Annotated in this window: 23 protein-coding genes; 19 read left to right on the forward strand and 4 right to left on the reverse strand. The window is 67.5% G+C overall.

Features of this window, described 5'->3' with window-relative positions; genetic code table 11:
* The 14 genes from ACTIL2_RS12425 to ACTIL2_RS12490 all read left to right on the forward strand — a co-directional run.
* Positions 1–728: AMP-binding protein (locus tag ACTIL2_RS12425; RefSeq protein WP_442337780.1), on the forward strand; the 728-nt coding region annotated here is incomplete at its 5' end.
* A gap of 123 nt (positions 729–851) precedes the next feature.
* On the forward strand, positions 852–1541 hold the full coding sequence (locus ACTIL2_RS12430; protein ID WP_442337781.1) for a hypothetical protein: 690 nt from the start codon (positions 852–854) through the stop codon (positions 1539–1541).
* Positions 1542–1575: 34 nt separating this feature from the next.
* Positions 1576–2796: a radical SAM family heme chaperone HemW gene (hemW, locus tag ACTIL2_RS12435; RefSeq protein ID WP_442337782.1), complete on the forward strand. Its 1221-nt coding sequence runs from the start codon at positions 1576–1578 to the stop codon at positions 2794–2796.
* Between the two features lie 49 nt (positions 2797–2845).
* Positions 2846–3880: a heat-inducible transcriptional repressor HrcA gene (gene hrcA / locus ACTIL2_RS12440; RefSeq protein ID WP_442337783.1), complete on the forward strand. Its 1035-nt coding sequence runs from the start codon at positions 2846–2848 to the stop codon at positions 3878–3880.
* Positions 3881–3974: 94 nt separating this feature from the next.
* Complete coding sequence (gene dnaJ, locus ACTIL2_RS12445; RefSeq protein WP_442337784.1) at positions 3975–5132, forward strand: molecular chaperone DnaJ; 1158 nt, start codon at positions 3975–3977, stop codon at positions 5130–5132.
* Between the two features lie 9 nt (positions 5133–5141).
* Positions 5142–5891 carry a 16S rRNA (uracil(1498)-N(3))-methyltransferase gene (locus ACTIL2_RS12450; RefSeq protein ID WP_442337785.1) on the forward strand — a complete coding sequence of 250 codons (750 nt, stop codon included), beginning with the start codon at positions 5142–5144 and terminating at the stop codon, positions 5889–5891.
* A 56-nt stretch (positions 5892–5947) separates the two neighbouring features.
* The gene (locus ACTIL2_RS12455) at positions 5948–6973 is read left to right on the forward strand and encodes a PhoH family protein (protein WP_442337786.1); all 1026 of its coding nucleotides are present in this window, start codon (positions 5948–5950) and stop codon (positions 6971–6973) included.
* Positions 6970–7563, forward strand: coding sequence for an rRNA maturation RNase YbeY (ybeY, locus tag ACTIL2_RS12460; RefSeq protein ID WP_442337787.1), 594 nt, complete (start codon positions 6970–6972; stop codon positions 7561–7563). The genes ACTIL2_RS12455 and ybeY overlap by 4 nt, the downstream gene beginning before the upstream one ends.
* Positions 7556–8899, forward strand: a complete 1344-nt coding sequence (locus ACTIL2_RS12465; protein WP_442337788.1) for a hemolysin family protein — start codon at positions 7556–7558, stop codon at positions 8897–8899. Before ybeY ends, ACTIL2_RS12465 begins: the two co-directional genes overlap by 8 nt.
* On the forward strand, positions 8892–9896 hold the full coding sequence (gene era, locus ACTIL2_RS12470) for a GTPase Era (protein ID WP_442337789.1): 1005 nt from the start codon (positions 8892–8894) through the stop codon (positions 9894–9896). The genes ACTIL2_RS12465 and era overlap by 8 nt, the downstream gene beginning before the upstream one ends.
* Before the next feature lie 221 nt (positions 9897–10117).
* Complete coding sequence (locus tag ACTIL2_RS12475; protein WP_442337790.1) at positions 10118–10717, forward strand: DUF4282 domain-containing protein; 600 nt, start codon at positions 10118–10120, stop codon at positions 10715–10717.
* Between the two features lie 10 nt (positions 10718–10727).
* A complete protein-coding gene (gene recO / locus ACTIL2_RS12480) occupies positions 10728–11516 on the forward strand; it encodes a DNA repair protein RecO (protein WP_442337791.1) in 789 nt (262 codons plus the stop codon).
* A gap of 17 nt (positions 11517–11533) precedes the next feature.
* Positions 11534–12280 carry an isoprenyl transferase gene (locus ACTIL2_RS12485; protein WP_442337792.1) on the forward strand — a complete coding sequence of 249 codons (747 nt, stop codon included), beginning with the start codon at positions 11534–11536 and terminating at the stop codon, positions 12278–12280.
* Entirely contained in the window at positions 12277–13425 is a 1149-nt protein-coding gene (locus ACTIL2_RS12490; RefSeq protein ID WP_442337793.1) for a VIT1/CCC1 transporter family protein, read from the forward strand. The genes ACTIL2_RS12485 and ACTIL2_RS12490 overlap by 4 nt, the downstream gene beginning before the upstream one ends.
* Before the next feature lie 5 nt (positions 13426–13430).
* On the opposite strand, the gene ACTIL2_RS12495 is transcribed toward ACTIL2_RS12490, so the two are convergent.
* Positions 13431–13862, reverse strand: a complete 432-nt coding sequence (locus tag ACTIL2_RS12495; RefSeq protein ID WP_442337794.1) for a Fur family transcriptional regulator — start codon at positions 13860–13862, stop codon at positions 13431–13433.
* A 389-nt stretch (positions 13863–14251) separates the two neighbouring features.
* On the opposite strand from ACTIL2_RS12495, the gene ACTIL2_RS12500 reads away from it, so the two are divergent.
* Together ACTIL2_RS12500 and ACTIL2_RS12505 are read left to right on the forward strand one after the other, a co-directional pair.
* Positions 14252–15634: a glycine--tRNA ligase gene (locus ACTIL2_RS12500; protein ID WP_442337795.1), complete on the forward strand. Its 1383-nt coding sequence runs from the start codon at positions 14252–14254 to the stop codon at positions 15632–15634.
* Between the two features lie 13 nt (positions 15635–15647).
* Positions 15648–16250: a hypothetical protein gene (locus tag ACTIL2_RS12505; RefSeq protein WP_442337796.1), complete on the forward strand. Its 603-nt coding sequence runs from the start codon at positions 15648–15650 to the stop codon at positions 16248–16250.
* 78 nt (positions 16251–16328) lie between these two features.
* On the opposite strand, the gene ACTIL2_RS12510 is transcribed toward ACTIL2_RS12505, so the two are convergent.
* A complete protein-coding gene (locus ACTIL2_RS12510) occupies positions 16329–16640 on the reverse strand; it encodes a hypothetical protein (protein ID WP_442337797.1) in 312 nt (103 codons plus the stop codon).
* 104 nt (positions 16641–16744) lie between these two features.
* A complete protein-coding gene (locus ACTIL2_RS12515; protein ID WP_442337798.1) occupies positions 16745–18841 on the reverse strand; it encodes a TPM domain-containing protein in 2097 nt (698 codons plus the stop codon).
* Positions 18842–18924: 83 nt separating this feature from the next.
* Here ACTIL2_RS12515 and ACTIL2_RS12520 point away from each other — a divergent pair, with 83 nt between their 5' ends.
* Both ACTIL2_RS12520 and ACTIL2_RS12525 read left to right on the forward strand, forming a co-directional pair.
* Positions 18925–19611, forward strand: a complete 687-nt coding sequence (locus ACTIL2_RS12520) for a YdcF family protein (protein WP_442337799.1) — start codon at positions 18925–18927, stop codon at positions 19609–19611.
* Between the two features lie 8 nt (positions 19612–19619).
* A complete protein-coding gene (locus ACTIL2_RS12525) occupies positions 19620–20924 on the forward strand; it encodes a deoxyguanosinetriphosphate triphosphohydrolase (RefSeq protein WP_442337800.1) in 1305 nt (434 codons plus the stop codon).
* Between the two features lie 26 nt (positions 20925–20950).
* On the opposite strand, the gene ACTIL2_RS12530 is transcribed toward ACTIL2_RS12525, so the two are convergent.
* Entirely contained in the window at positions 20951–21397 is a 447-nt protein-coding gene (locus tag ACTIL2_RS12530; protein ID WP_442337801.1) for a ribonuclease domain-containing protein, read from the reverse strand.
* 38 nt (positions 21398–21435) lie between these two features.
* Between ACTIL2_RS12530 and ACTIL2_RS12535 the strand changes: the two genes are divergently transcribed.
* A partial coding sequence (locus tag ACTIL2_RS12535) for a DNA primase (protein ID WP_442337802.1) occupies positions 21436–22207 on the forward strand: 772 nt, incomplete at its 3' end.

The following is a 22207-nucleotide window of genomic DNA, read 5'->3' on the forward strand; positions in this document are numbered from 1 at the left end:
TCATGCACTTCTTCCGTGGCATCGGCGTGCGCATCTACGAGGGCTACGGCATGACGGAGACCACCGCCGCGGCCGCCGTGAACTTCGAGCCGGACAACATCATCGGCACCGTCGGCAAGCCGGTGGGCGGCGTTTCCGTGCGCATCGCCGACGACGGTGACATCCAGATGAAGGGCACCGTCGTCTTCGACGGCTACTGGAACAACGAGGAGGCCACGAAGGAGTCCTTCACCGAGGACGGCTACGTGATCTCCGGTGACCTCGGCCGTCTGCTGCCGTCCGGGCACCTGAAGATCACCGGCCGCAAGAAGGAGATCATCGTCACCGCCGGCGGCAAGAATGTCTCCCCGGGGCCGCTGGAGGATATCCTGCGCGCCGCACCGCTTGTCGCCCAGGCCATGGTCGTCGGTGACAACCAGAAGTTCGTCGGCACCCTGATCACCCTCGACGAGGAGGCGCTGGTCGGCTGGCGGAAGCGCAACGGTGTCCCGGAGGACCTGCCGGTGAAGGAACTGGCGAAGAACCCGGTCCTGCGCACCGAGATCCAGGACGCCATCAACGAGGCGAACGACACGGTCTCGCACTCCGAGGGCATCAAGAAGTTCCGCATCTGCGCCCGCGACTTCACCGAGGAGGACGGCGAGGTGACCCCGTCCATGAAGGTCAAGCGCTACGTGGTCGCGCAGCACTTCGCCGATGACATCGCCTGGATCTACACCTCGAAGTAGATCCCGCGGCGAAACACGAATCACCCCGGCCCGGCCTCCCCGGTCCGGGGTGTTCCGTGTCTTAGACTGTTGCCCTGTTGGAACTGACGTCTAACAGTTGGACGCTGGAGAGAGGAGCCGTACGTGCACGACGCCGCCCGTCTGCGACTGCGCGAGCTCACCCAGAGCGTCTACGACATCGGTGACGAGGTCGCCGAGTACATCGACAACCTCGCCGAGGCGATGGGGGACTGGGACGCCGAGCTCGTCGACGACTGCCTCCTGGAGCTCGCCGAGTCGGTGGCGCAGGGACGCAGTGAAGTCCGCTCCGCACTCGCGGAACTCAACGGGCTGCGCCAGGCCTTCGTCTCCGGGATCCGTTCCGGGTCGCTGTCGGCGTCCCTGTCCGCCAACCTGGCCATGGACGACCACCCGGGCAGGACGCTGTCCTTCCTCCGCCAGCACGCGGTCGCCCCGGTGGAGCCGTCCCCGGCGCCGATGGTCAGTACCGCCACGCTGCGGGTGAACCTGCGCCGGTGCAACACCGAGCTCACCGACAGCCTGAACGAACTCGCCGAGTGGGTCGTCGAGCAGACCAGGTGCGCGGTGGAGGACCAGAGCGTCCTGCTCCCCCAGGCGCTGGCGCGTGCGGAGAAGCACACCCTCGACGTCGTCGGCCGGTGGCGGGGCACCGTCATCGCCGACCACCCGGCACTGGTGACCGAACTCCGCGGGGAGGCCCCGCCCCGCTTCCTCGCCGAGCGTGCGCGGGTCGAGCGTGTGCTGTCGAAGGTGCGCAACCGGCGGGCGGCCGCGAACCAGCAGACCGGGTAGGTGGCCGCGGGCACCGGGCGATAGCATGGTGCCAATGACAACCAGCGCGGACAGCACCTTCGACCGGTACGGTCTCTACATCCATGTGCCGTTCTGCAGCACCCGGTGCGGTTACTGTGACTTCAACACCTACACCCCGGGCGAATCCGGCTCGTCCTCCACGGGCACCTACCTGGATGCGCTGGAGGCCGAGCTGGAGATTGCGGCGTCCGACTGGGACCGCACCGGCCCGCCCTCCACCGTGTTCCTCGGGGGCGGGACGCCGTCGCTGCTGGGTGCGGAGGGACTGTCCAGGATCCTGCGCGCGGTCAAGCGCACCGTGGGACTGGCACCGGGGGCCGAAGTGACCACCGAATCCAACCCGGAGTCGACGTCGCCGGAGTACTTCGACGCCCTGCTGGACGTGGGCTACACACGTATCTCGCTGGGGATGCAGTCCGCGGCCGGCCACGTCCTGAAGGTGCTGGACCGGACGCACACCCCGGGCCGGGCGACCGAGGCCGCGCAGGAGGCGCTGGCCGCCGGATTCGAGCACGTGAACCTGGACCTGATCTACGGGACACCCACGGAAACCGACGATGACCTGCGACTCACCCTGGATTCGGCACTGTCCACCGGGGTGGACCATATCTCGGCCTACTCGCTGATCGTCGAGGACGGCACCGCGATGGCGCGCAAGGTGCGCAAGGGGCTGCTCCCGCAACCGGACGAGGACGTCTACGCCGACCGCTACGAGATGATCGACTCGGCGCTGCGTGATGCCGGGATGGGCTGGTACGAGGTCTCCAACTGGGCGCGGCCCGGCGGGGAGTGCCGCCACAACCTGGTGTACTGGCGCTCCGGGCAGTGGTGGGGCGCCGGTCCGGGCGCGCACGGCTGCGTGCGGCTGGTGCCGGACGCCACCTCCGCCGACGGTGAGCATGACGGCCTGACCCGCCTGGTCAACGCGAAGCTGCCGCGCCGCTACTCCGAGGCGCTGTCGGACGGGCGGTCGCCGGTGACGACGGTGGAGCGTCTGGACGGTGGGGACGTCCACACCGAGCGCATCATGCTGGGGTTGCGGCTGCGCGAGGGGCTGCCGGACGACCTGCTGGCCGATGGGTGGTCCGCGGTGGAGCACCATGTGGGGCTCGGGCTGCTGGAACACGCGGACGGACGGACGCGGCTGACCGACCGGGGCCGGCTGCTCGCTGACGGCATCGTCACCGACATTCTGCTGGCCGAGGACGAGGTGGCCGCACCGGCGGGCAACTAGGATAATGGTGGGGGACGGACGAGAACGACGAGCATGAAGGAGCGGACCAGTGGCACACGGCGAGATCTCCGGGACGGACCAGCGGCGCACCGCGGTGCTGCGCGCCATCGTCGCCGACTTCATCTCGTCACATGAGCCGGTCGGCTCCAAGACCCTCGTGGAGCGCCACAACCTGGGTGTTTCCTCGGCGACGGTCCGCAACGACATGGCGGTCCTGGAGTCCGAGGGCTACATCATCCAGCAGCACGCCAGCTCCGGGCGCATCCCCACCGAGAAGGCCTACCGGCACTTCGTCGACGGCATCGCCCGCATCAAGCCGCTGAGCCGTGCCGAACGCCGTGCCATCACCGGGTTCCTGGAGGGCGGGGTGGACATGGAGGACGTCCTGCGCCGCAGCGTCCAGCTGCTCGCCCAGCTGACCAGGCAGGTCGCCGTGGTGCAGATCCCCGACCTGCGACGGGGAAAGGTCAAGCACTGCGAGGTCGTGCAGCTCGGGGGGAGCCGCCTGCTGCTGGTGCTCATCACTGACGCCGGCCAGGTCGAGCAGCGCAACGTCGACCTCCTGGAGCCGCTGCCCGCCGAGGAACTGCCCCGGCTGCGCAACATGATCAACGAGACCCTCGTGGGCCACACCCTCGACGACGCCTCCGCGGCGATCGCCGCGATGGCCGCCGGGGATGACGACCGTGTTCCGCCGGTGCTGCGGGGCCCGGCCCTGAACTGCGCCACCGTGCTGGTGGAGACCATGCTGGAACGTCCCAACGACCGGCTGATCCTGGCCGGCACCCCCAACCTGGTCCGTGCCGGGGAACTGGAGGGTGTGTTGGAGGCGCTCGAGGAGCAGGTGGTCGTGCTGCGGCTGCTGTCCGCGGCCCGCGACCACGGTGTGAGCGTGACCATCGGCGAGGAGAACGAGCCCGCTGAACTGCAGTCGGCGACGGTCGTCTCCACCGGCTACGGCTCCCAGGACTCGGTGCTGGGCGGGATGGGCGTGCTGGGACCGACGTACCTGGACTACCCCGGCACGATCAGCTCGGTGCAGGCTGTGGGCCACTACGTGTCCCGCATTCTCGCCGGCGAGTAGGACGTACTACACTGGTCCGGGTGTTTTCGGGGCTTACGATGAGCCCCGCGGATCCGTCAATTCTCTCAACTTCGCACAAAGGAAGCAGTTCCCCTTGGCTCGTGACTACTACGGAATTCTCGGTGTCTCCAGTGACGCATCGGACGCCGACATCAAGAAGGCGTACCGGCGGATGGCGCGGAAGTACCACCCGGACGTCAACCCGTCCGAGGAGGCAGCGGAGAAGTTCAGTGAGGCCTCCATCGCCCAGGAGGTCCTCCTCGACCCGCAGAAACGGCAGATCGTGGACGCCGGCGGCGACCCGGAACAGCAGGGCTTCGGCGGTGGTGGCGGAGCCGGTGGCTTCGGCGGCGGCGCCGGCGGTTTCGGCGACATCTTCGACGCCTTCTTCGGCGGCGGTGCCGGTGGCGGTGGGGGCGGCGGCCCACGCGTGTCCCGGGTGCGTCCCGGCAATGACGCGCTGCTGCGCCTGCAGCTGACCCTGACGGAGTGCTTCAACGGTCTGGAGAAGGACGTCACCGTGGACACCGCGGTGGTCTGCGACGTCTGCGACGCGACCGGCTCGAAGTCGAAGTCCGACCCGGTCACCTGCCCGACCTGCCAGGGTCAGGGCCAGGTCATGGAGGTCCAGCAGTCGATCCTGGGCCGCGTGCAGGTCGCCCGGGCGTGCCCGCGGTGCCAGGGCACCGGCGAGATCATCAAGGACCCCTGCGAGGAGTGCGCCGGCGACGGGCGGGTGCGTTCCCGCCGCGACATCGAGGTGAACGTCCCGGCCGGCATCCGCGACGGGATGCGGATCCGTATGTCGGGCGAGGGCGAGGTCGGCCCCGGCGGCGGACCCGCCGGCGACCTGTACGTGGAGGTGCACGTCAAGGAGCACCCGTACTTCCTGCGCGATGCCGATGACCTGCATGTCACGGTGGACGTTCCGATGGTGGAGGCCGCGCTGGGCACGTCGGTGGAGGTCCCCCTGCTGGACGAGTCCGTGGCCACGGTCAGCGTGGAACCGGGCACCCAGCCGGAGGCGGTCGTCCGGGTGAAGGGCAAGGGCATGCCGCACCTGCGCCGCGAGGGCTTCGGGAACCTCATCGCGCACGTGGACGTCACCGTCCCCACCGACCTGGACCGCAAGCAGCAGGACCTGATGGAGCAGCTCCGCGACGTGTCGAAGGACAGCTCCGGGCTGCAGTCCAGTGACGACGGCCGCTCCGGCGGGTTGTTCTCCAAGCTGCGCCAGAAGTTCGGACGCTAGGACGCTTCCGTGACCGATCCGGTGTTCGTGGTCCCCGACCTCGCCGACCAGTTGGCGGCGGTGGGGGAGTCCGGCACGTTCACGCTGCCGGACGCCGAGGCACGCCATGCCTCGGTCAAGCGGATCAGGCAGGATGAGGCCGTCGTGCTCACCGACGGAACCGGGGTGGGGGTGTCCGGACGCTGGGCCGGCGAAGCACGGGTCACGGGGACAGGCGTCCTGCCGGTGCCCTCACCGCGTCCCCGGGTGACTGTGGTGCAGGCCCTGCCCAAGTCGGACCGGGCTGAGCTGGCCGTCGACCTGGCGGTGCAGGCAGGTGCCGACCGGATCATCCCCTGGCAGGCGGACCGGTGCGTGTCCCGCTGGGACCGGGACGCGAGGAAGGCCGCCAAAGCACGTGCGAAGTGGGAGACCACCGCGGTCTCGGCGATGAAGCAGTCCCGGCGACTGTCCGGCGCGGTCGTCGGGGAACTGCTGGGCGACATCGCTGACCTGGGGTCGAGGCTGGACGAGAACTCCCGCGTCCTCGTCCTGCACGAGGAGGCGGCGACGCCCCTGGCACGGGTCGATCTGGACGTCGACGAGATCGTCCTGGTCATCGGTCCGGAGGGCGGGGTCAGCGACCGTGAGATCGACGCGGTCGGTGCGTCCTGCGGCGGGCAGCCTGTCGTCCTCGGTCCGGAGGTGTACCGCACGGTGTCCGCCGCGGCGGTCGCCCTCGGTGCGATCGGGGTGCTCACCGGCCGGTGGGCGCGCTGATGCTCTAGACTTATGTACCCGTAAACCCCCAACAGCACGGAGAACCCGGAACACCCTTGAAGCAACCACCCAGGAAGATCGCCTCCACCACCGTGGAGCTCGCCCCGGACACCGCCCAGACGGTGGCCGGAACCGCCGACGAGAACCTCCGGATCATCGAGGACCACATCGAGGTTGACCTGCTCAGCAGGGGGAACCACGTGACCCTGCGGGGTGAGGCCTCCCAGGTGGCCCGCGCCCGCCGCGTCCTGCGCGAACTCGAGGCCATGGCCGCCCGCGGTTCGGCGGTGACCCCCGATCTGACCAGGCGCACCATCGACCTGGTCGACGACAGTGACCGCAAGGCCGATGACCAGGCGCGGGCGGAGCTGCCGGACGACGAACGGACCAGCATGTCCGAGGTCACCGGCGATGTGATCGTGAGCCGGCGGGGCAAGGTGGTGCGCCCCAAGACGGTCGGCCAGCGTGACTACGTCGACGCAATCGACAACTCGACCGTGGTGGTCGGCGTGGGCCCGGCCGGCACCGGCAAGACCTACCTGGCCGTCGCGAAGGCCGTGCAGGCACTGCAGAACCGTGAGGTCAGCCGCATCATCCTCACCCGGCCCGCGGTTGAGGCCGGTGAGAAGCTCGGCTTCCTGCCCGGCACGCTGGGGGAGAAGATAGACCCCTACCTGCGTCCCCTCTACGACGCACTGCGGGACATGCTCGACCCCGAGGCCATCCCCCGGCTCATCGAGTCCGGGGTGATCGAGGTCGCCCCGCTGGCCTACATGCGCGGACGCACCCTCAACGGTGCCTTCGTGATCCTGGACGAGGCGCAGAACACGACCCCGGCGCAGATGAAGATGTTCCTCACCCGGCTCGGCTTCGGCTCGAAGATGGTGGTCACCGGCGATCTCACCCAGGTCGACCTGCCGAACCACCAGACCAGCGGGCTGACGGTCGCCCACCGGATCCTGGAGGGCGTCGACGGGGTGGCGGTCACCGGCTTCGACGCGCAGGACGTGGTCCGCCACCACCTGGTCGGACGTATCATCCAGGCCTACGACCGCTACGAGGCAGAACAGGAGCTCCGGTGAGCATCGAGGTTTTCAACGAGTCCGGCTACGGCGAGGTCAACGAGGAGGAGTTGATCGACGTCGCCCGCTTTGCCCTGTGGAGCCTGGACGTCCATTCCTCCGCCGAGCTGTCGATCCACATCGTGGACCTGGAGACCATCGCCGACCTGCACCTGCGCTGGCTCGACCTGCCGGGGCCCACCGACGTGATGAGCTTCCCGATGGATGAGCTCACCCCGGGGTGGGGACGCAAGGACGGCCCGCCCCCGGGACCGGGGGTCCTCGGCGACATCATGCTGTGCCCGGAGTTCGCCCGCGGGCAGGCCGACCGCGCCGGCCATCCGCTGGCCCACGAACTGGACCTGCTGACCGTCCACGGTGTGCTCCACCTGCTGGGCTTCGACCACGTGGTCCCCGAGGACGAGCAGCGGATGTTCGCGCTGCAGAACGAGATCCTCGCCGACTGGTACGACTCCCAGAAGCAGCGTGGAGTCTCCTTCGGCCCCAAACCCTCGGGGGCAGCGGCCTTCCCGAGCGCCGCGGACCGTGCCGAGGAGGGGTGGGTGAACCCGGTGCCACCGCCGTACAGCGAGCCGGAGAACGATGCCTGAGCTTGCGGTCATCCTCCAGGCTGCCATCGCCCTGCTGGTCATTCTGCCGTTGGCGGGCGCACTCTCCTCCATGGAGACTGCGCTGAGCTCACTGTCGCTGGCACGGGTGGAGGCCCTGGTCAAGGACGAGCATTCCGGTGCGCACCGGCTGCTGCGCGTGATGCGCAACCGCCCGGAGTACATCAACCTCCTCGTCCTGCTGCGCACCGTGTGCGAGGCCTCAGCCGCGGTCCTGGTGGCGGTGGTGGCACTCGACGTACTCGGTGACCGCGGATGGGCGGTCGGCGTCTCCATCGCGCTGGTCGCGCTGCTGGTGTACGTGGTGGTCGGGGTGGTGTCCCGTACCCTGGGCCGCCGCAACCCCTACACCCTGTCGATGCGCACGGCGACGGTCCTGGTGGTCATCACGAAGGTGCTCGGGCCGCTGGCCCGGGTACTGGTGTGGTTCGGTGGCCTGTTCACACCGGGGAGGGGTCTGCGCACCGGACCGTTCGCCACGGAGATCGAGCTGCGCGAGATGGTCGACATCGCCTCGGAACGCGGGGTGGTGGAGGTCGACGAGCGCCGGATGATCCAGTCCGTGTTCGACCTGGCGTCCACCACCGCGCGTGAGGTGATGGTGCCGCGCCCGGAGATCCTGTGGATCGAGGACGACAAGACCGCCGGGCAGGCCGTCCGGCTGTGTGTGCGTTCCGGCCTGTCCCGGGTGCCTGTCGTGGGGGAGAGCGTGGACGACATCGTCGGCATGGTCTACCTGAAGGACCTGGTCTCGGAGACCTACGACGCCCCGGACCGGGGCAGGACGGTGCCGGTCGCCGGGGTGATGCGCGACCCGGTGTTCGTGCCGGACTCCCGGATGCTCGACGACCTGCTCGAGGACATGCAGCGCGACCAGGTCCACATCGCCGTCCTGGTCGACGAGTACGGCGGCACCGCCGGGCTGGTGAGTATCGAGGACATCCTCGAGGAGATCGTCGGTGAGATCACCGACGAGTACGACGGGGAGGACGACAACCCGGTTGAGCGGCTGGACGACGGCGTCTTCCGGGTCGTCGCCTGGCTCAGCCTGGGTGACCTCGAGGAACTCTACGAGGGCACCGGCCTGGAGTTCACCGGCGAGATCGCCGACGAGGTGGAGACCGTCGCCGGGCTCGCGGCGTTCGAGCTCGGCAAGGTCCCGCTGCCGGGCGCCGAGGTCGATGTGGCGGGACTGCACCTGAGGTGTGAAGGTGGACGGGACCGGCGCGGGCGGGTGAAGATCCGCTCCGTGGTGGTGACCGGGCCGACTGAACGAACAACCGACCATGATGACGACGACAGGACCGACAATGAATGACTTCCCTGATTTCCCGGACTTCCCCGATGAGTCCGACCTGCCGTCGGACGCGGCCGCCCCGCTGGACTTCTCGGCCCCGGAGGGGTTCCGCAGCGGTTTCGTCAGCTTCGTCGGACGCCCCAACACCGGCAAGTCCACCCTGACCAATGCCCTGGTCGGCGAGAAGATCGCGATCACCGCCGACCAGCCGGAGACCACCCGGCACCCGATCCGCGGCATCCTCCACCGTCCGGACTCCCAGATCATCGTGGTCGACACCCCCGGTCTGCACCGACCGCGCACCCTGCTCGGCGAGCGGCTCAACGAGGTCGTCAAGGAGACCTACGCGGACGTGGACGTGATCGGCCTGTGCATCCCCGCCGACGAGAAGATCGGCCCCGGTGACCGCTGGATCCTTGATGCGGTGCGTGCCGCGGCGCCGAGGACGCCGGTGGTCGGCATCGTGACCAAGCTGGACAAGGCGTCGAAGGACGAGGTCGGTGCCCAGCTGATGGCACTGCACGAGATGCTGAGTACCGGTGCGGACGGCAACGCCCTCGACGCGGAGGTCATCCCGGTGTCCGCGGCGAAGCAGGTGCAGCTGGACGTCCTGCAGGACGTCCTGGCGGGTGTCCTCCCCGAGGGGCCGAAGTACTACCCGGACGACCACGTCACCGATGATGACCGGGACACCCGCATGTCGGAGCTGATCCGCGAGGCGGCGCTGTCGGGGCTGAAGGATGAACTGCCGCACTCCGTGGCCGTGCAGATCGACGAGGTCTTCCCGGCGGAGGACCGCGAGAATGTGCTGGAGGTCCACGCGGTGATCTTCGTGGAGCGCGAGGGCCAGAAGGGCATCCTGCGGGGCAAGGACAGCCGCCGGTGGGGGAGGATCATCCACAACGCGCGGCAGTCCATCATGGGTCTGGTGGGACAGAACGTGTACCTGGATCTGCGGATGAAGGTGGCGAAGAACTGGCAGTCCGACCCGAAGCAGTTGGGCAAGCTGGGGTTCTAGCGGGCAGTGCCTGACCGCGGGGTACGCCGAGGGGTATCTTTCGCACCTCTCGCCATTCCCACAATGTGATACATGCAGGTCAGAGTGTTGCATCGCCGATGAATCCACCTGCGAGGGTGCGAAAGTTGAGTCTTCTCCGATGGATGAACCGGTCGGGGTCACGTGTGTTCGAATGATAGTGTGTTCGGCAAAGAACACCAGCACTGTTTCAGGAGACGTATATGACTACCCCAGGCGACGGCAACGACAGCACCAACAATGGCGGCAACGACGGCAACAAGCACGGCGACAACTCGTCGTCCGGCGGCCGCTGGAGCGGGCAGTCCCAGCCGGGTCAGCCGCAGCAGCCGTACCAGGGTGGCCAGGCCGGCCAGGGTGGACGGTACCCGTCCTTCGGCGCGTACCCGCAGGGGTCGCAGGACGCCCAGTACGGCCAGCAGCCCCAGTACGGCCAGGCCCAGTTCGGCTACGGTAACGGAGCTTCCCAGGTCGGCACGTCGCAGGACAGCTTCTTCAGCGCCCTGTTCGACTTCAACTTCACGAAGTACGCCACCCCGACGATCATCAAGATCGCCTACGCCCTCGGGTTCGCCTTCATTGCACTGGTCTGGATCATCTACGTTCTGGTGGCCGTCTTCGGACTGGCCGGTGAGGCCGGTGTCGGAGGGTTCTTCCTCGGACTGCTCCTGGCGGTGGTCATCACCGTCGGTACGTTGTTCATGCTGATGATGATGCGCATGATGCTGGAGTTCTACCTCTCCAACATCCGCATCGCCCAGTCCGCGCAGAGCATCGACCAGCGGTTGGCGGTGAAGCAGTAGGATCGGGACCATGTCCCGGAACCCTCGTCCCAACTACCGGGACGAGGGTTTCGTTGTCCGCACCCACAAGCTGGGGGAGGCCGACCTGATCCTCGTCCTGCTGACCCACGACCACGGTCTCGTCCGTGCGGTGGCGAAGGGCGTGCGGCGGTCGAAGTCGCGGTTCGGCGCGCGGTTGGACCGGTTCTGCCGGGTGGACGTCCAGATCTACCCGGGGCGCAACCGCGCGAAGCCGGACGGTGGCCTGGCGAATGTCACCGACGCGTCCACGGTCCGTACCTACGCCCCGCAGATCAGTGGGGACGTCGATCGGTTCTACGCGGGTGTGGCGATGCTGGAGATCGCCGAGCTCACCGTCCAGGGAGTGGAGGAGGAGTCCGCCCACGTCTTCGACCTGCTCGACGCCGCCCTCGCGGAGCTGGCCAGCCGGAAGGCGGCCATCCCGCCGCGCACCCAGGCCGATCGGTTCGTGCTCAGGGCCCTGGGGATGGCGGGCTGGGCGCCCAGTCTCGTCGACTGCGCCCAGTGCGGTAGACCGGGCCCGCACCGCGTCTTCCACCCGCTGGCCGGGGGAGCGGTGTGCACCACCTGCCGGCCGCCCGGTGCCCTGACCCCGCCGCCGCAGGCTGTCCGTGTGCTGTGGCTGCTCTCCCGTGGCCGGGACGCCGACCTGGCCGCCGTGGCGCAGATCGCCGCGACCGACGAGGGACCCCATCTGTTGACGACCGCACACGATCTGTTGCTGGCCCACGTCCGGAACCAGATCGAGGCCCCGTGCCGGGCCTACGCCGCGGTGTGAGGGGAGGCTCTGGCAGAATGTTGGACGTGAGTACTCCAGAGACCCCCGGTGAGATCCCCGCCGAGTTCATTCCCCGGCACATCGCCCTGGTGATGGACGGGAACGGACGCTGGGCGCAGGAGCGGGGGCTGCCGCGCACCGAGGGCCACAAGCGCGGTGAAGCGGTGCTGATGGACGCGGTGGACGAGTGCCTGGAACTCGGGGTGGACTTCCTCTCCGCCTACGCCTTCTCCACGGAGAACTGGCGGCGCAGCACCGATGAGGTGCGGTTCCTCATGGGGTTCAACCGGGACGTCCTGCGCCGCCGGCGCGATGAACTCGACGCCAAGGGCGTGCGCGTGCGGTGGGCCGGACGGCGTCCGCGCCTGTGGCGGACGGTGATCTCCGAACTGGAGAAGGCGGAGGAGCAGACGAAGAACAACACCAGGATGACCCTGGTGATGTGCGTGAACTACGGCGGACGAGCAGAGATCACCGACGCTGTCCGCGACATCGCCGCCGAGGTCGCCGCGGGACGCCTGCGTCCCAGGGACGTCTCCGAGACAACCGTTTCCGCGTACCTCGATGAGCCGGAGATGCCGGACGTGGACCTGTTCCTGCGTCCGTCGGGGGAGCAGCGGACCTCGAACTTCCTGCCGTGGCAGTCCGTGTACGCCGAGATGGTCTACCAGGACGTCCTGTTCCCCGATTTCACCCGCGCCCACCTACGGGACGCCGTCTACGAGTACGCCAAACGCGACCGGCGGTTCGGTGGTGTGAAGTGAACGGCACAGAGCCGGGGGACGAACCGACCAGACGACAGCTCAGCCGGTGGCGCCGCTACCTCGCCGACGAACGGGCCGAGGGTGCAGTGTACCGGGAGCTGGCGCGCAAGAAGACCGGCGAGGAACGCGAGATCCTGCTCGGCATCGCCGACGCGGAGTCCCGCCACGAGGAGTACTGGCGGGCACGCCTGGGTGACGACGTGGGCATGCCGAAGAGTGCCAGTCTGAGCACCCGGACACTGGCCTGGATGGCCAGGCGGTTCGGCTCGGTGTTCGTGCTGGCGCTGATGCAGTCCGCCGAGAGCCGCAATGACTACCTCACGGACAAGGACGCCACCGAGCAGATGGCGGCGGACGAGGCGATCCACGCCGAGGTTGTCCGTGGTCTGGCCGCGCGGGGGCGGGCGAAGATGTCCGGGGACTTCCGGGCGTCGATCTTCGGGGCCAATGACGGCCTGGTGTCGAACCTGGCGCTGCTGCTGGGCATGTGCGGCGCCGGTGCCGGGCAGGCGACGATGCTCACCGCCGGCATCGCCGGGCTGCTCTCCGGTGCGTTGTCGATGGCCGCCGGCGAGTACGTGTCGGTGACCAGTCAGAAGGAGCTGCTGGAGGCGTCCTCGCCGGATCCGTCGACGAGTACCGCGGTGCCGAAGCTGGACGTGGAGCGCAATGAGCTGGAACTGGTCTACCGGGCCCGCGGGATGAGCCCGGAGGCGGCGCAGGAGAAGGCGCACGCGGTGTTCGACGAGATCTCGAAGTTGGAGGACCTGCAGGGCGGTGCGTCGGACACCGGTGACGCGGGGTCCGACGCGCTCGCCGTCGACGACGACCTGGCCGAGGGCGCGGCGGAGCCCGAGGAGATCGAGGCCGGGGGATCGGGGCTGTCCGCGGCGGTGTCGAGTTTCCTGTGCTTCGGTGGGGGCGCGCTGGTGCCGGTGATCCCGCTGATCCTGGGGATGACCGGGCTCTCGGCGATCGTGGTGGCGACGGTGCTGGTCAGCATCGTCCTGCTGATCACCGGCTCGCTGGTGGGAATGCTGTCGGGGATGTCCCCGTGGCTGCGTGCGCTGCGCCAGCTGGCGATCGGGCTGGGGGCGGCTGCGGCGACCTTTGCGTTGGGGTCGCTCTTCGACGTCGCCGGTTAGCCCGGTTACCGGGTCTGTGCCTGTGCCCGTGCCTGGGCTTTCGCGCAGTCACTGCACAGTCCGAAGACGTCGGCGGTGTGGCCGGTCATGGTGAACCCGTGCTGTTTCGCCACGTCCGACGCCCACTTCTCGACCGGCCCGCCATCGATTTCCACGGTCTTCCGGCAGGACGTGCAGACCAGGTGATGGTGGTGGTGCACGGAACTGCAGTTGCGGTACAGCATTTCGCCGGAGTCGTCCTGCAGGGTGTCTATCAGGTCCTGCTCGTTGAGCTGCTGCAGGGTGCGGTACACCGTGGTCAGCCCAACCTTGTGGCCCTGCTGCGAGAGGGTGGCGTGGATGTCCTGCGCACTGGCGAACGTGGTCATACCCTCCAGGGTGTCGACCACGGCCGCACGCTGCCGGGTGTTGCGCTGTCCGATCTGTGGTGTGTTCATCGTGACCCCACCCTAACTGTTCCTCCGCGGAAGCGGTGAGACATCAAGGAAATGCACTGCTCAAGGCAGTGGAGGACCACTCTTCCGGGGCGACTTGACAGGGGTGCTGGGGCCACCGTAAATTAGTCCCAGTTCCCCAGGGATGGCTTGTCCCCCCCTAAGTCCATCCCATCAAACGGGGAACAAGGCCCCATCCTCTTCGGAGGACAGCGTGGCCGGGACCCGCGATAACCCCCCCCCTTCGCGGGTCCTTTTTAATGCCCGAAAGTAGTTGTGTGGGCCGGAGGTGGCGATCGCAACCGCCCCCGGTAGGATAGGCGTGATTGTCTCACCCGTGGACAGCCGTCCACGTCCCGCCCGAAACGTCACTGAGGAGAACCGAAGAGCTCATGGCCGCCAGCAGTATCGATACCGTCGTCAATCTCTGCAAGCGCAGGGGACTGGTGTTCCCCGCCGGTGAGATCTACGGCGGTACCCGTTCCGCCTGGGACTACGGCCCCCTGGGCGTGGAGCTCAAGGAGAACATCAAGCGCCAGTGGTGGCGCCACATGGTGACGTCCCGCAAGGACGTCGTGGGCGTGGACACCTCCATCATCCAGCCGACCCCTGTGTGGGAGGCCTCCGGCCACGTCGAGGTCTTCACCGATCCGCTGGTCGAGTCGCTGTACACCCACAAGCGTTACCGCGCCGACCACCTGCTGGAGGCCTACGAGGAGAAGCACGGCCACGAGGCGCCGAACGGTCTGGACGACATCAACGACCCGGAGACCGGGCAGCCGGGCAAGTGGACCGAGCCGCGTGAGTTCTCCGGCCTGCTGAAGACCTACCTGGGGCCGGTGGACGACAAGGAGGGCCTGCACTACCTGCGTCCGGAGACCGCCCAGGGCATCTTCATCAACTTCAAGAACGTGATGGGCGCGTCCCGCATCAAGCCGCCGTTCGGCATCGCGAACACCGGCAAGTCCTTCCGCAACGAGATCACGCCGGGCAACTTCATCTTCCGTACCCGTGAGTTCGAGCAGATGGAGATGGAGTTCTTCGTTAAGCCGGGCGAGGACGAGGAATGGCACCAGCACTGGATCGACGACCGCTACAACTGGTACGTGAACCTGGGCATCGACCCGGAGAACCTGCGCCTGTTCGAGCACCCGCAGGAGAAGCTGTCGCACTACTCCAAGCGCACCGTCGACGTGGAGTACGCCTTCGGCTTCACCGGCACCAAGTGGGGCGAGCTCGAGGGTGTGGCCAACCGCACCGACTACGACCTGAAGACCCACGCGGAGCACTCCGGTGAGGACCTGAGCTTCTTCGACCAGGAGTCCGGCGACCGCTGGATCCCGTACTGCATCGAGCCGGCTGCCGGCCTCGGCCGCGCGATGATGGCCTTCCTCATCGACGCCTACCACGAGGACGAGGCCCCGAACACCAAGGGTGGCGTGGACAAGCGCACCGTCCTGCGCCTGGACCGTCGCCTGTCGCCGGTGAAGGTGGCGGTGCTCCCTCTGTCGAAGAAGGAGACGCTCACTCCGACCGCCGAGAAGGTTGCCGCTGAGCTGCGCGGCTACTGGAACATCGACTACGACGTGTCCGGTGCGATCGGCCGCCGTTACCGTCGCCAGGACGAGATCGGTACCCCGTTCTGTGTGACGGTGGACTTCGATTCCCTGGAGGACAACGCCGTCACCGTGCGCGAGCGCGACACGATGACCCAGGAGCGGGTGAGCCTGGACAAGTTGACCGGCTACCTCGCCGAGCGCCTCGCCGGCTGCTAGGAGACGCACCCCTATGCCGAATCCGTCGATCCGGTGGTCTGTCCCGTCGGACGGCCATACCTTCCCGATCTACGCTGGTCCGCCCAGCGACATGGACCGGGTGGCCGAGTACGCCGTGGAGCGGGACGTGGCGACGATGCGTTTCGGTGGCGACACCTGGCAGTTGGACGCGGGCAAGGGCCCGCTGATGCGTGCGACGACGGGGCCGGACACCGGTTCGCAGGTCTTCACGGCGATCGGTGAAGGGAAATCCTTCGGAGCGTCGAAGAACATCAGCTGCTCCGCCGACCGGCACCGTGTGCTGGTCCAGGCGGAGAGCCGCAAGGAGTTCGTGCTGTACAAGGCTTCGGACCTGGGGGAGGACGAGCAGCTGGACCTGCGTAAGGCGGAGAAGATCGGCCAGTACTCCTCGGAGAACGGTGGACTGAAGAATGTCCACCTTCAGTTCGAGGGGTCGGGGGAGACCCTGCCATTGGACGTCCAGGTGTTCCTGTCGTGGGTGGCCCGGCATTCGATGGAGAGTCGTGTGCTGTCGAGTACGTGGCGGATCTCGATCTTCATGATCATCCTGATCCCGTTCATGCTGCTGTACTTCTTCAACATCATCGACTTCTGAGTCTGCCTCCGCGACCGACGCCCAGGGGCGGTTTCAATGGCGGGTTTTCGCCCTGGAGTCCGTGTCTGAGCGTGGAAGCTACGCGGAGCCGCGGTCAACCCAGTCGACGAAGAACTCCATCATTCCGCTGATCGTGTCGTCTGCCTCATCGAATATTCTGCGCGCGAGGCCTTCCGCCGTAGTTTTGTCGGGGAGGGGAGTGAGTCCGCCGCCAGGAGGACGCGGGAAGATCGTGCCGAAGTAGACACGGTCATCCCGAAGAACGGCGTCACAGATCACCATCACATCGTCCCTGGTGGCGAAGTGTGAATTGATGTCATTGGCACCGAGGCAATCAGCTATCGACGCCCAGTCGCCGACCTCATCCATATCGTGCAAGATGTTGTCCACGATGGCTGGATAGTGTGCGCGTGAGTTGTGCACGGGACGCTTCTCCTCGGTGTTCTCATCATCTTTGTGCTCACACCGTGAGGTGTGGACGGACGGGGATGTGATCAGAAGCTGCCGAAGTCCCCGCCGCCACCGAAGCCTCCGCCACCGCCACCGAAGCCGCCCCCACCAAATCCGCCGCCGAAGCCTCCACCAAAGCCGCCGTTACCGCTGAGCATCGAGCCAAGGAGCAGGCCAGCGACCATGTTCCCGCCGCCACCGCCACCGCGGTAGTTGTTCCGGCGGTTGTAGTCGTCAACATCACGGCGTGCCAGGTCGGACGCCTGCTTGGCCAGTGCACTGGCTTCTTGCGCGGAATTGTAGGCGTCCCGGGGCTGCTTGTCCCGCAACTGCAGGGCGCTGTCGATCGCCTGACCCGCCGCCTGGGCGGAGGAGCGGGCTTCGACGCCGATCATGCGACCACGGTTGTGGATCGTGTCCTCGACCGCTCGCAGACGGTGGGTGGCATCCGAGATTGTGCGGTCCACCATCCCGAGTGTGCGCTGGTAGTTGTTCTCCGCCCCGCGGGCCTCATCCAACTGGATATCGAGTTCACCGTCGGCATCGAGCAAGTCGGAGTATGCCCCCAGCGGGTCCTTGCCGCCGATCTCGCGGGCCTTGGACAGGGCCTCGTTGGCCTGGTCGACCGCCTTGCTCAGTGCCGCGCGGTCGACATTGGCATTGCTGGCGGCAAGCTGGGTCGCCTCGGCAATCTCCTCGTCAACTTCCTCGATGAGGGACGACAGGTTTTCCCGCGCCTCCTGCAGCTGTGACTCTGCGTGCTCCACTGCGGTGAGCTGCTGGTCCGCCTGCTGGATGGCCATGTGGGCTGAGCCAGCTTCGTCGATGAGGGCACCCTGCTGGCCCGCAGGAAGGTGGAGCAGTTCGCGGGCACGGGTGATGGCGCCTTCCGCCTCGCTGAGCTCTGCCTCGGCGATATCGGGATTGTCGATGACAGATTCCAGCAGCTCCGGGTTCACCCGGGACTTGAGTGTCTCCAGGATCTCGCGGGAGCGGGGGATCCGTGAGCGGAGTTCCACCGTCTGCTGGAAGAACTTGTCCACGATCTCCGGGGCATCGATGAGCTTCTCCCGGAGGGTGGAGAAACGCTCTGCCTGGTTGCTGAGGTTCTCCTCCGCTGTACCGCAGGACGAGACGATCTCGATCAGCAGAGCACGTTCCTCCTGTTCACTGCTGGTGAGCTTGTTCTGCAGTCGCTGGTGGGTGTGGTACGCGTTGTTGAGCGTCTTCTTCGAGGTGTCCAGTGCCTTGCGCAGTTCCTTGGTGCGCTCGGTACCGAACTCCGCCTCGGCGGTGTCGAGTTCCTGACTGCCCTTGCGGATCGATTCGTCGGTGTTCTGCAGTTCCTCGACAGCAAGCGTCCGCAGGACCTGGGTGGACTGCTGGGAGAGGTCGGTGGTGTCACCGGGTTCGATGGTCCGGGCTGCCTCCAGTTCCTCCGCCTCATTCTCGCGGCGCTTCTTGCGTGAGTACCAGATCGCACCGCCCGCGCCGCCGAGTACGACGACTGCAGCGGCGCCGCCCCACGCGTAGGTGGAGGTGGGGGTCACATCGGCGACGACGTCGGCAATCGCTTGGCCACCAGCGGCGTAGCTGTCGCCCATGTTATCCCGGATGGCGGAGTTGACGTCTTCGGTGACTGAATCGGAGACGCTGGGCCCTGGTGATGTTGCGAAGTTATCTCCGTCAGTGTCGATGACGACAACCAGGGTGTCGTTGGCTGGTTGCTGGGATCTAAGATCTTCTGCGTAGGTGTCGAGATTAGACGGGGCTGAATCTGTGTACACCAGGTAAGCACGTACCCCGGTCTCCGACGGCCCGTCTGCCAGGGTGTCCTCGATGGAGGACCGCTCGTCGTCGGAGAGCACACCGGCCTGGTCCACGACCTGGGAATCCAGCGTGATGTCCGCCCCGGCGTCCGTCTCCGCGCCGGTCCCGGTGTCGGTGGCAGCACCCTGGGCGACGACCGCAGCGTCCTGCGGGGTTGACGCAGGAGCAGCGGCGGCGCTGGCGCCCAATCCCACCCCCATGCCAGCGACGCCGGCGATGGCGACGGAGGCGGCGAACCGGCGCAGCCGGGACGCCCCCGGGGCCCCGCGGCCCGTGGTAGTCGGTCGGTTGGTTGAACGGGGGTCACCCATCGAGGAACTCCAGAGTGGATTGGTGGCGCACATGCACCCCACAATAACGAAATAACCGATTCCGGGTGCGTAGTCTTATCCGCATGAACGCCAGAAGCATCGGCAGCTCCGTGGGTAGTGGCTTCGGGGTTGCGGTCCGTGGACTGATCTACACGGTCATCGGGACCATCGTCGTCGGCCTCGTCATCACCCTGGCGACGGCCGCCCACGTGTGGGCATACGCACGGCAGGATGACCACGCGGCAGCCGACACCATCCTCGTCCTCGGCGCGGCCCAGTACAACGGCACCCCGTCCCAGTGGTTCGCCGCCCGCCTGGACCACGCCATCGACCTATACGAGGACGGTGTGTCGCCGAGCATCACCACCATCGGCGGAAAACTCGAGGGCGACGCCTTCACCGAAGCCGAGGCAGGTGCGGAGTACCTGCGGGAACAGGGCATCCCGGACGACGCCATCACGGAGATCGGTGACGGCATGGACACGCTCGGGTCCGCCGAGGCCTTCGCTCCCGTCGCGAAGGACAACAGCTGGGAGTCCGTCGCGGTCGTCACCGACCCGAACCACTCCCTGCGGGCCACCAACATGGTCGGCGACCAGGGAGTGGACGCCCATGCCTCGCCGACCCGGAAGGGCCCCGCGGTCTCCAGCCGCCAGGAGCAACTCAACGCGATCATCCACGAGACCGGCGGGATGATCTACTACCGCATCACGGAAGAAGGCGGCGGGGACTACACCGTCGACGCCTCCAACTCCGACGACGAGGACTGAGACAAACAGTGGAACGCTACGCCTACACCGCCCATGACCTGGCACGCATCATCGAGGTGCCCGGCAAGTCGCTGGGCGTTGACGGCGCTGTGCCGGATGCCCGCGATGACTTCGACCGCGACCGGGCGCGCGTCCTGCACAGTGCGGCGCTGCGACGGTTGGCGGACAAGACGCAGGTCGTTGGGCCGGGAACCGGCGACACCCCGCGTACCCGCCTGACCCACTCCCTGGAGGTCGGGCAGATCTCCCGCGGCATCGGCAAGACGCTGGGCGTGGACCCCGATCTCGCCGATCTCGCGGGGCTGACACACGACATCGGCCACCCTCCCTACGGGCACAACGGGGAGGACGCCCTGAACCTCGCCGCGGCGTCCTGCGGTGGATTCGAGGGCAACGCCCAGACCCTGCGCATCCTCATCCGACTGGAGCCGAAGACCCTGGGGGAGGACGGGCAGAGCTACGGCCTGAATCTGACCCGTGCCTCGCTGGACGCGGCCTGCAAGTACCCGTGGGGCCCGGTCGCCCTGGACGGCACAGCACGCCGCAAGTACTCCTGCTACGCCGATGACCTGCCCGTGCTGTCGTGGATCCGTGAAGGTGCGCCGGACGGACGCAAGAGTCTCGAGGCCCAGATCATGGACTGGTCGGACGATGTCGCCTACTCCGTGCACGACGTGGAGGACGGCATCGTCTCCGGACGCATCAGCCTGAACGTCCTGTGGGACCTGGTCGAACTCGCTGCACTGGCGGAGAAGGGCGCCCGGGCCTTCGGCGGGGAGCCGGAGGAACTGATCGACGCCGCCGACCGGCTGCGCAGTATGTCCCCGGTGATCAGGGCCGCGGACTTCCACGGGACGCTGCAGGACCTGGCCGCGTTGAAGGGGCTGACCAGTGAGCTGGTCAGCCGCTTCGTGACCGCGTCGGTGACCGCCACCCGGCAGGCTCACCTGGATCTGTCCACGGACGGCGACCCCCGAATTCCGCTGGGGCGCTACGCCGCCGACCTCGCGATCCCGGACGAGGTCCGGGCGGAGGTTGTGCTGCTGAAGTCGCTGGCGGTGCTCTACGTGATGGACCAGGGGCGTCATCAGGCGCAGCAGGAGCGGCAGCGGGACCGGATCTTCCGTGTCACGAAGTACCTGTCCGAGGGGGCTCCGGGGAGCCTGGACGTGCTGTTCCGGCCGTGGTGGGAGGCTGCCGTCTCGGACGAGGACAAACTGCGGGTCGTCATTGACCAGGTGGCGTCGCTGACGGAGTCGCGGCTGGTGCGGCTGGACAAATCCGCGTCGGCGATCAGCGCGGCCTGGGGCTAACTGCTCCCGGCCTGATCCGCTGCGTCCTAATCCTCGGCGTCGGGAATCTCGCAGAAGCTCTCGTAGTGGTCCGAGGTGTAGTACCAGACGTCCGGGTCGGTCTCCGTGCCGCCGCCGACAACGATGCGCTGGGCGCCGCGGTGGTCGATACCCGGGGTCTCGACGGTGTACTCGCGGTAGAAGTCCCCGGACTCCTCCGGGAGGATCCCCTCGTAGTTGCCGAAGTGCTTCCCGTCGTGCTCGGGGTGGTCGAAGTCCCCGTCCCCGAGGATGTTGTCGATCACGCCGTCGGCTTCGCCGGGCAGGGTGCCGACCGCGCAGGAGTCGCCTGACGAGGCTGAACCGCTGCCGTCACCGTCGTCCCCACCGGTTGCGGCGTCCACGCCGAAGTACCCTGCGACCAGGACGATCGCCGCGCCGGCAATGCCGCCGGCGATCTTCTTCGGGTCCCTGCTGCTGTCTTTCGAAGTCACCGCAACAGTGTGCCACAGGCACGGCTATCATGGTCGGCATGGCACGAGGGCGGATTCCGGACACCGACATCGCCGCGATCAGGGAACAGACCCCGATCGAGGAGGTGGTCGGCGAGTACGTGCAGCTCACCCCCGGCGGCGTGGACTCCATGAAGGGCCTGAGCCCCTTCAAGGACGAGAAGACGCCGTCCTTCCACGTCCGTCCGAACAAGGGCTACTTCCACTGTTTCGCCACCGGCGAGGGCGGGGACGTCTTCAGCTTCCTGATGAAGATGGAGCACGTCACCTTCCCCGAGGCCGTCGAACAGTGCGCCGAACGCATCGGCTTCCGGATCAACTACGAGGGCGGCACCCCCGGTAACCGGGTCGAGCCCGGCACGCGTCAGCGCCTTATCGCGGCGAACAAGGCCGCCCATGAGTTCTACGTCGAGCGCTTCAACGACCAGTCGGACGACGGTGCCGCCACCGCCAGGGCCTTCCTGCGCGACCGTGGCTTCGGTGAGGACATCGCCGCCACCTTCGGCTGCGGTTACGCACCGGCCGGCTGGGACACCCTGACCAAGCACCTGCTGCGCCGCGGGTTCGAGTTCAAGGAGCTGGAGGACGCGGGTCTGAGCCGGATGGGCAACCGTGGTCCGATCGACCGCTTCCACCGTCGCCTGCTCTGGCCGATCCGCTCGGTCGCCGGCGACGTGATCGGATTCGGCGCCCGCAAGCTCTTCGACGACGACAACCTCGGCAAGTACATGAACACGCCCGAGACGCTGCTGTACAAGAAGTCGAAGGTGCTCTTCGGCATCGACCTGGCGA

Source organism: Corynebacterium sp., from assembly GCF_052107835.1.
In the GTDB taxonomy this organism is placed as follows: domain Bacteria; phylum Actinomycetota; class Actinomycetes; order Mycobacteriales; family Mycobacteriaceae; genus Corynebacterium.

Coding starts and splice junctions, on each gene's coding strand:
- hemW (WP_442337782.1), top strand. CDS start 1,576: ATGACAACCAGCGCGGACAGCACCTTCGACCGGTACGGTCTCTACATC.
- ACTIL2_RS12465 (WP_442337788.1), top strand. CDS start 7,556: ATGCCTGAGCTTGCGGTCATCCTCCAGGCTGCCATCGCCCTGCTGGTC.
- era (WP_442337789.1), top strand. CDS start 8,892: ATGAATGACTTCCCTGATTTCCCGGACTTCCCCGATGAGTCCGACCTG.
- ACTIL2_RS12475 (WP_442337790.1), top strand. CDS start 10,118: ATGACTACCCCAGGCGACGGCAACGACAGCACCAACAATGGCGGCAAC.
- recO (WP_442337791.1), top strand. CDS start 10,728: ATGTCCCGGAACCCTCGTCCCAACTACCGGGACGAGGGTTTCGTTGTC.
- ACTIL2_RS12485 (WP_442337792.1), top strand. CDS start 11,534: ATGTTGGACGTGAGTACTCCAGAGACCCCCGGTGAGATCCCCGCCGAG.
- ACTIL2_RS12495 (WP_442337794.1), bottom strand. CDS start 13,862: ATGAACACACCACAGATCGGACAGCGCAACACCCGGCAGCGTGCGGCC.
- ACTIL2_RS12500 (WP_442337795.1), top strand. CDS start 14,252: ATGGCCGCCAGCAGTATCGATACCGTCGTCAATCTCTGCAAGCGCAGG.
- ACTIL2_RS12505 (WP_442337796.1), top strand. CDS start 15,648: ATGCCGAATCCGTCGATCCGGTGGTCTGTCCCGTCGGACGGCCATACC.
- ACTIL2_RS12515 (WP_442337798.1), bottom strand. CDS start 18,841: ATGGGTGACCCCCGTTCAACCAACCGACCGACTACCACGGGCCGCGGG.
- ACTIL2_RS12520 (WP_442337799.1), top strand. CDS start 18,925: ATGAACGCCAGAAGCATCGGCAGCTCCGTGGGTAGTGGCTTCGGGGTT.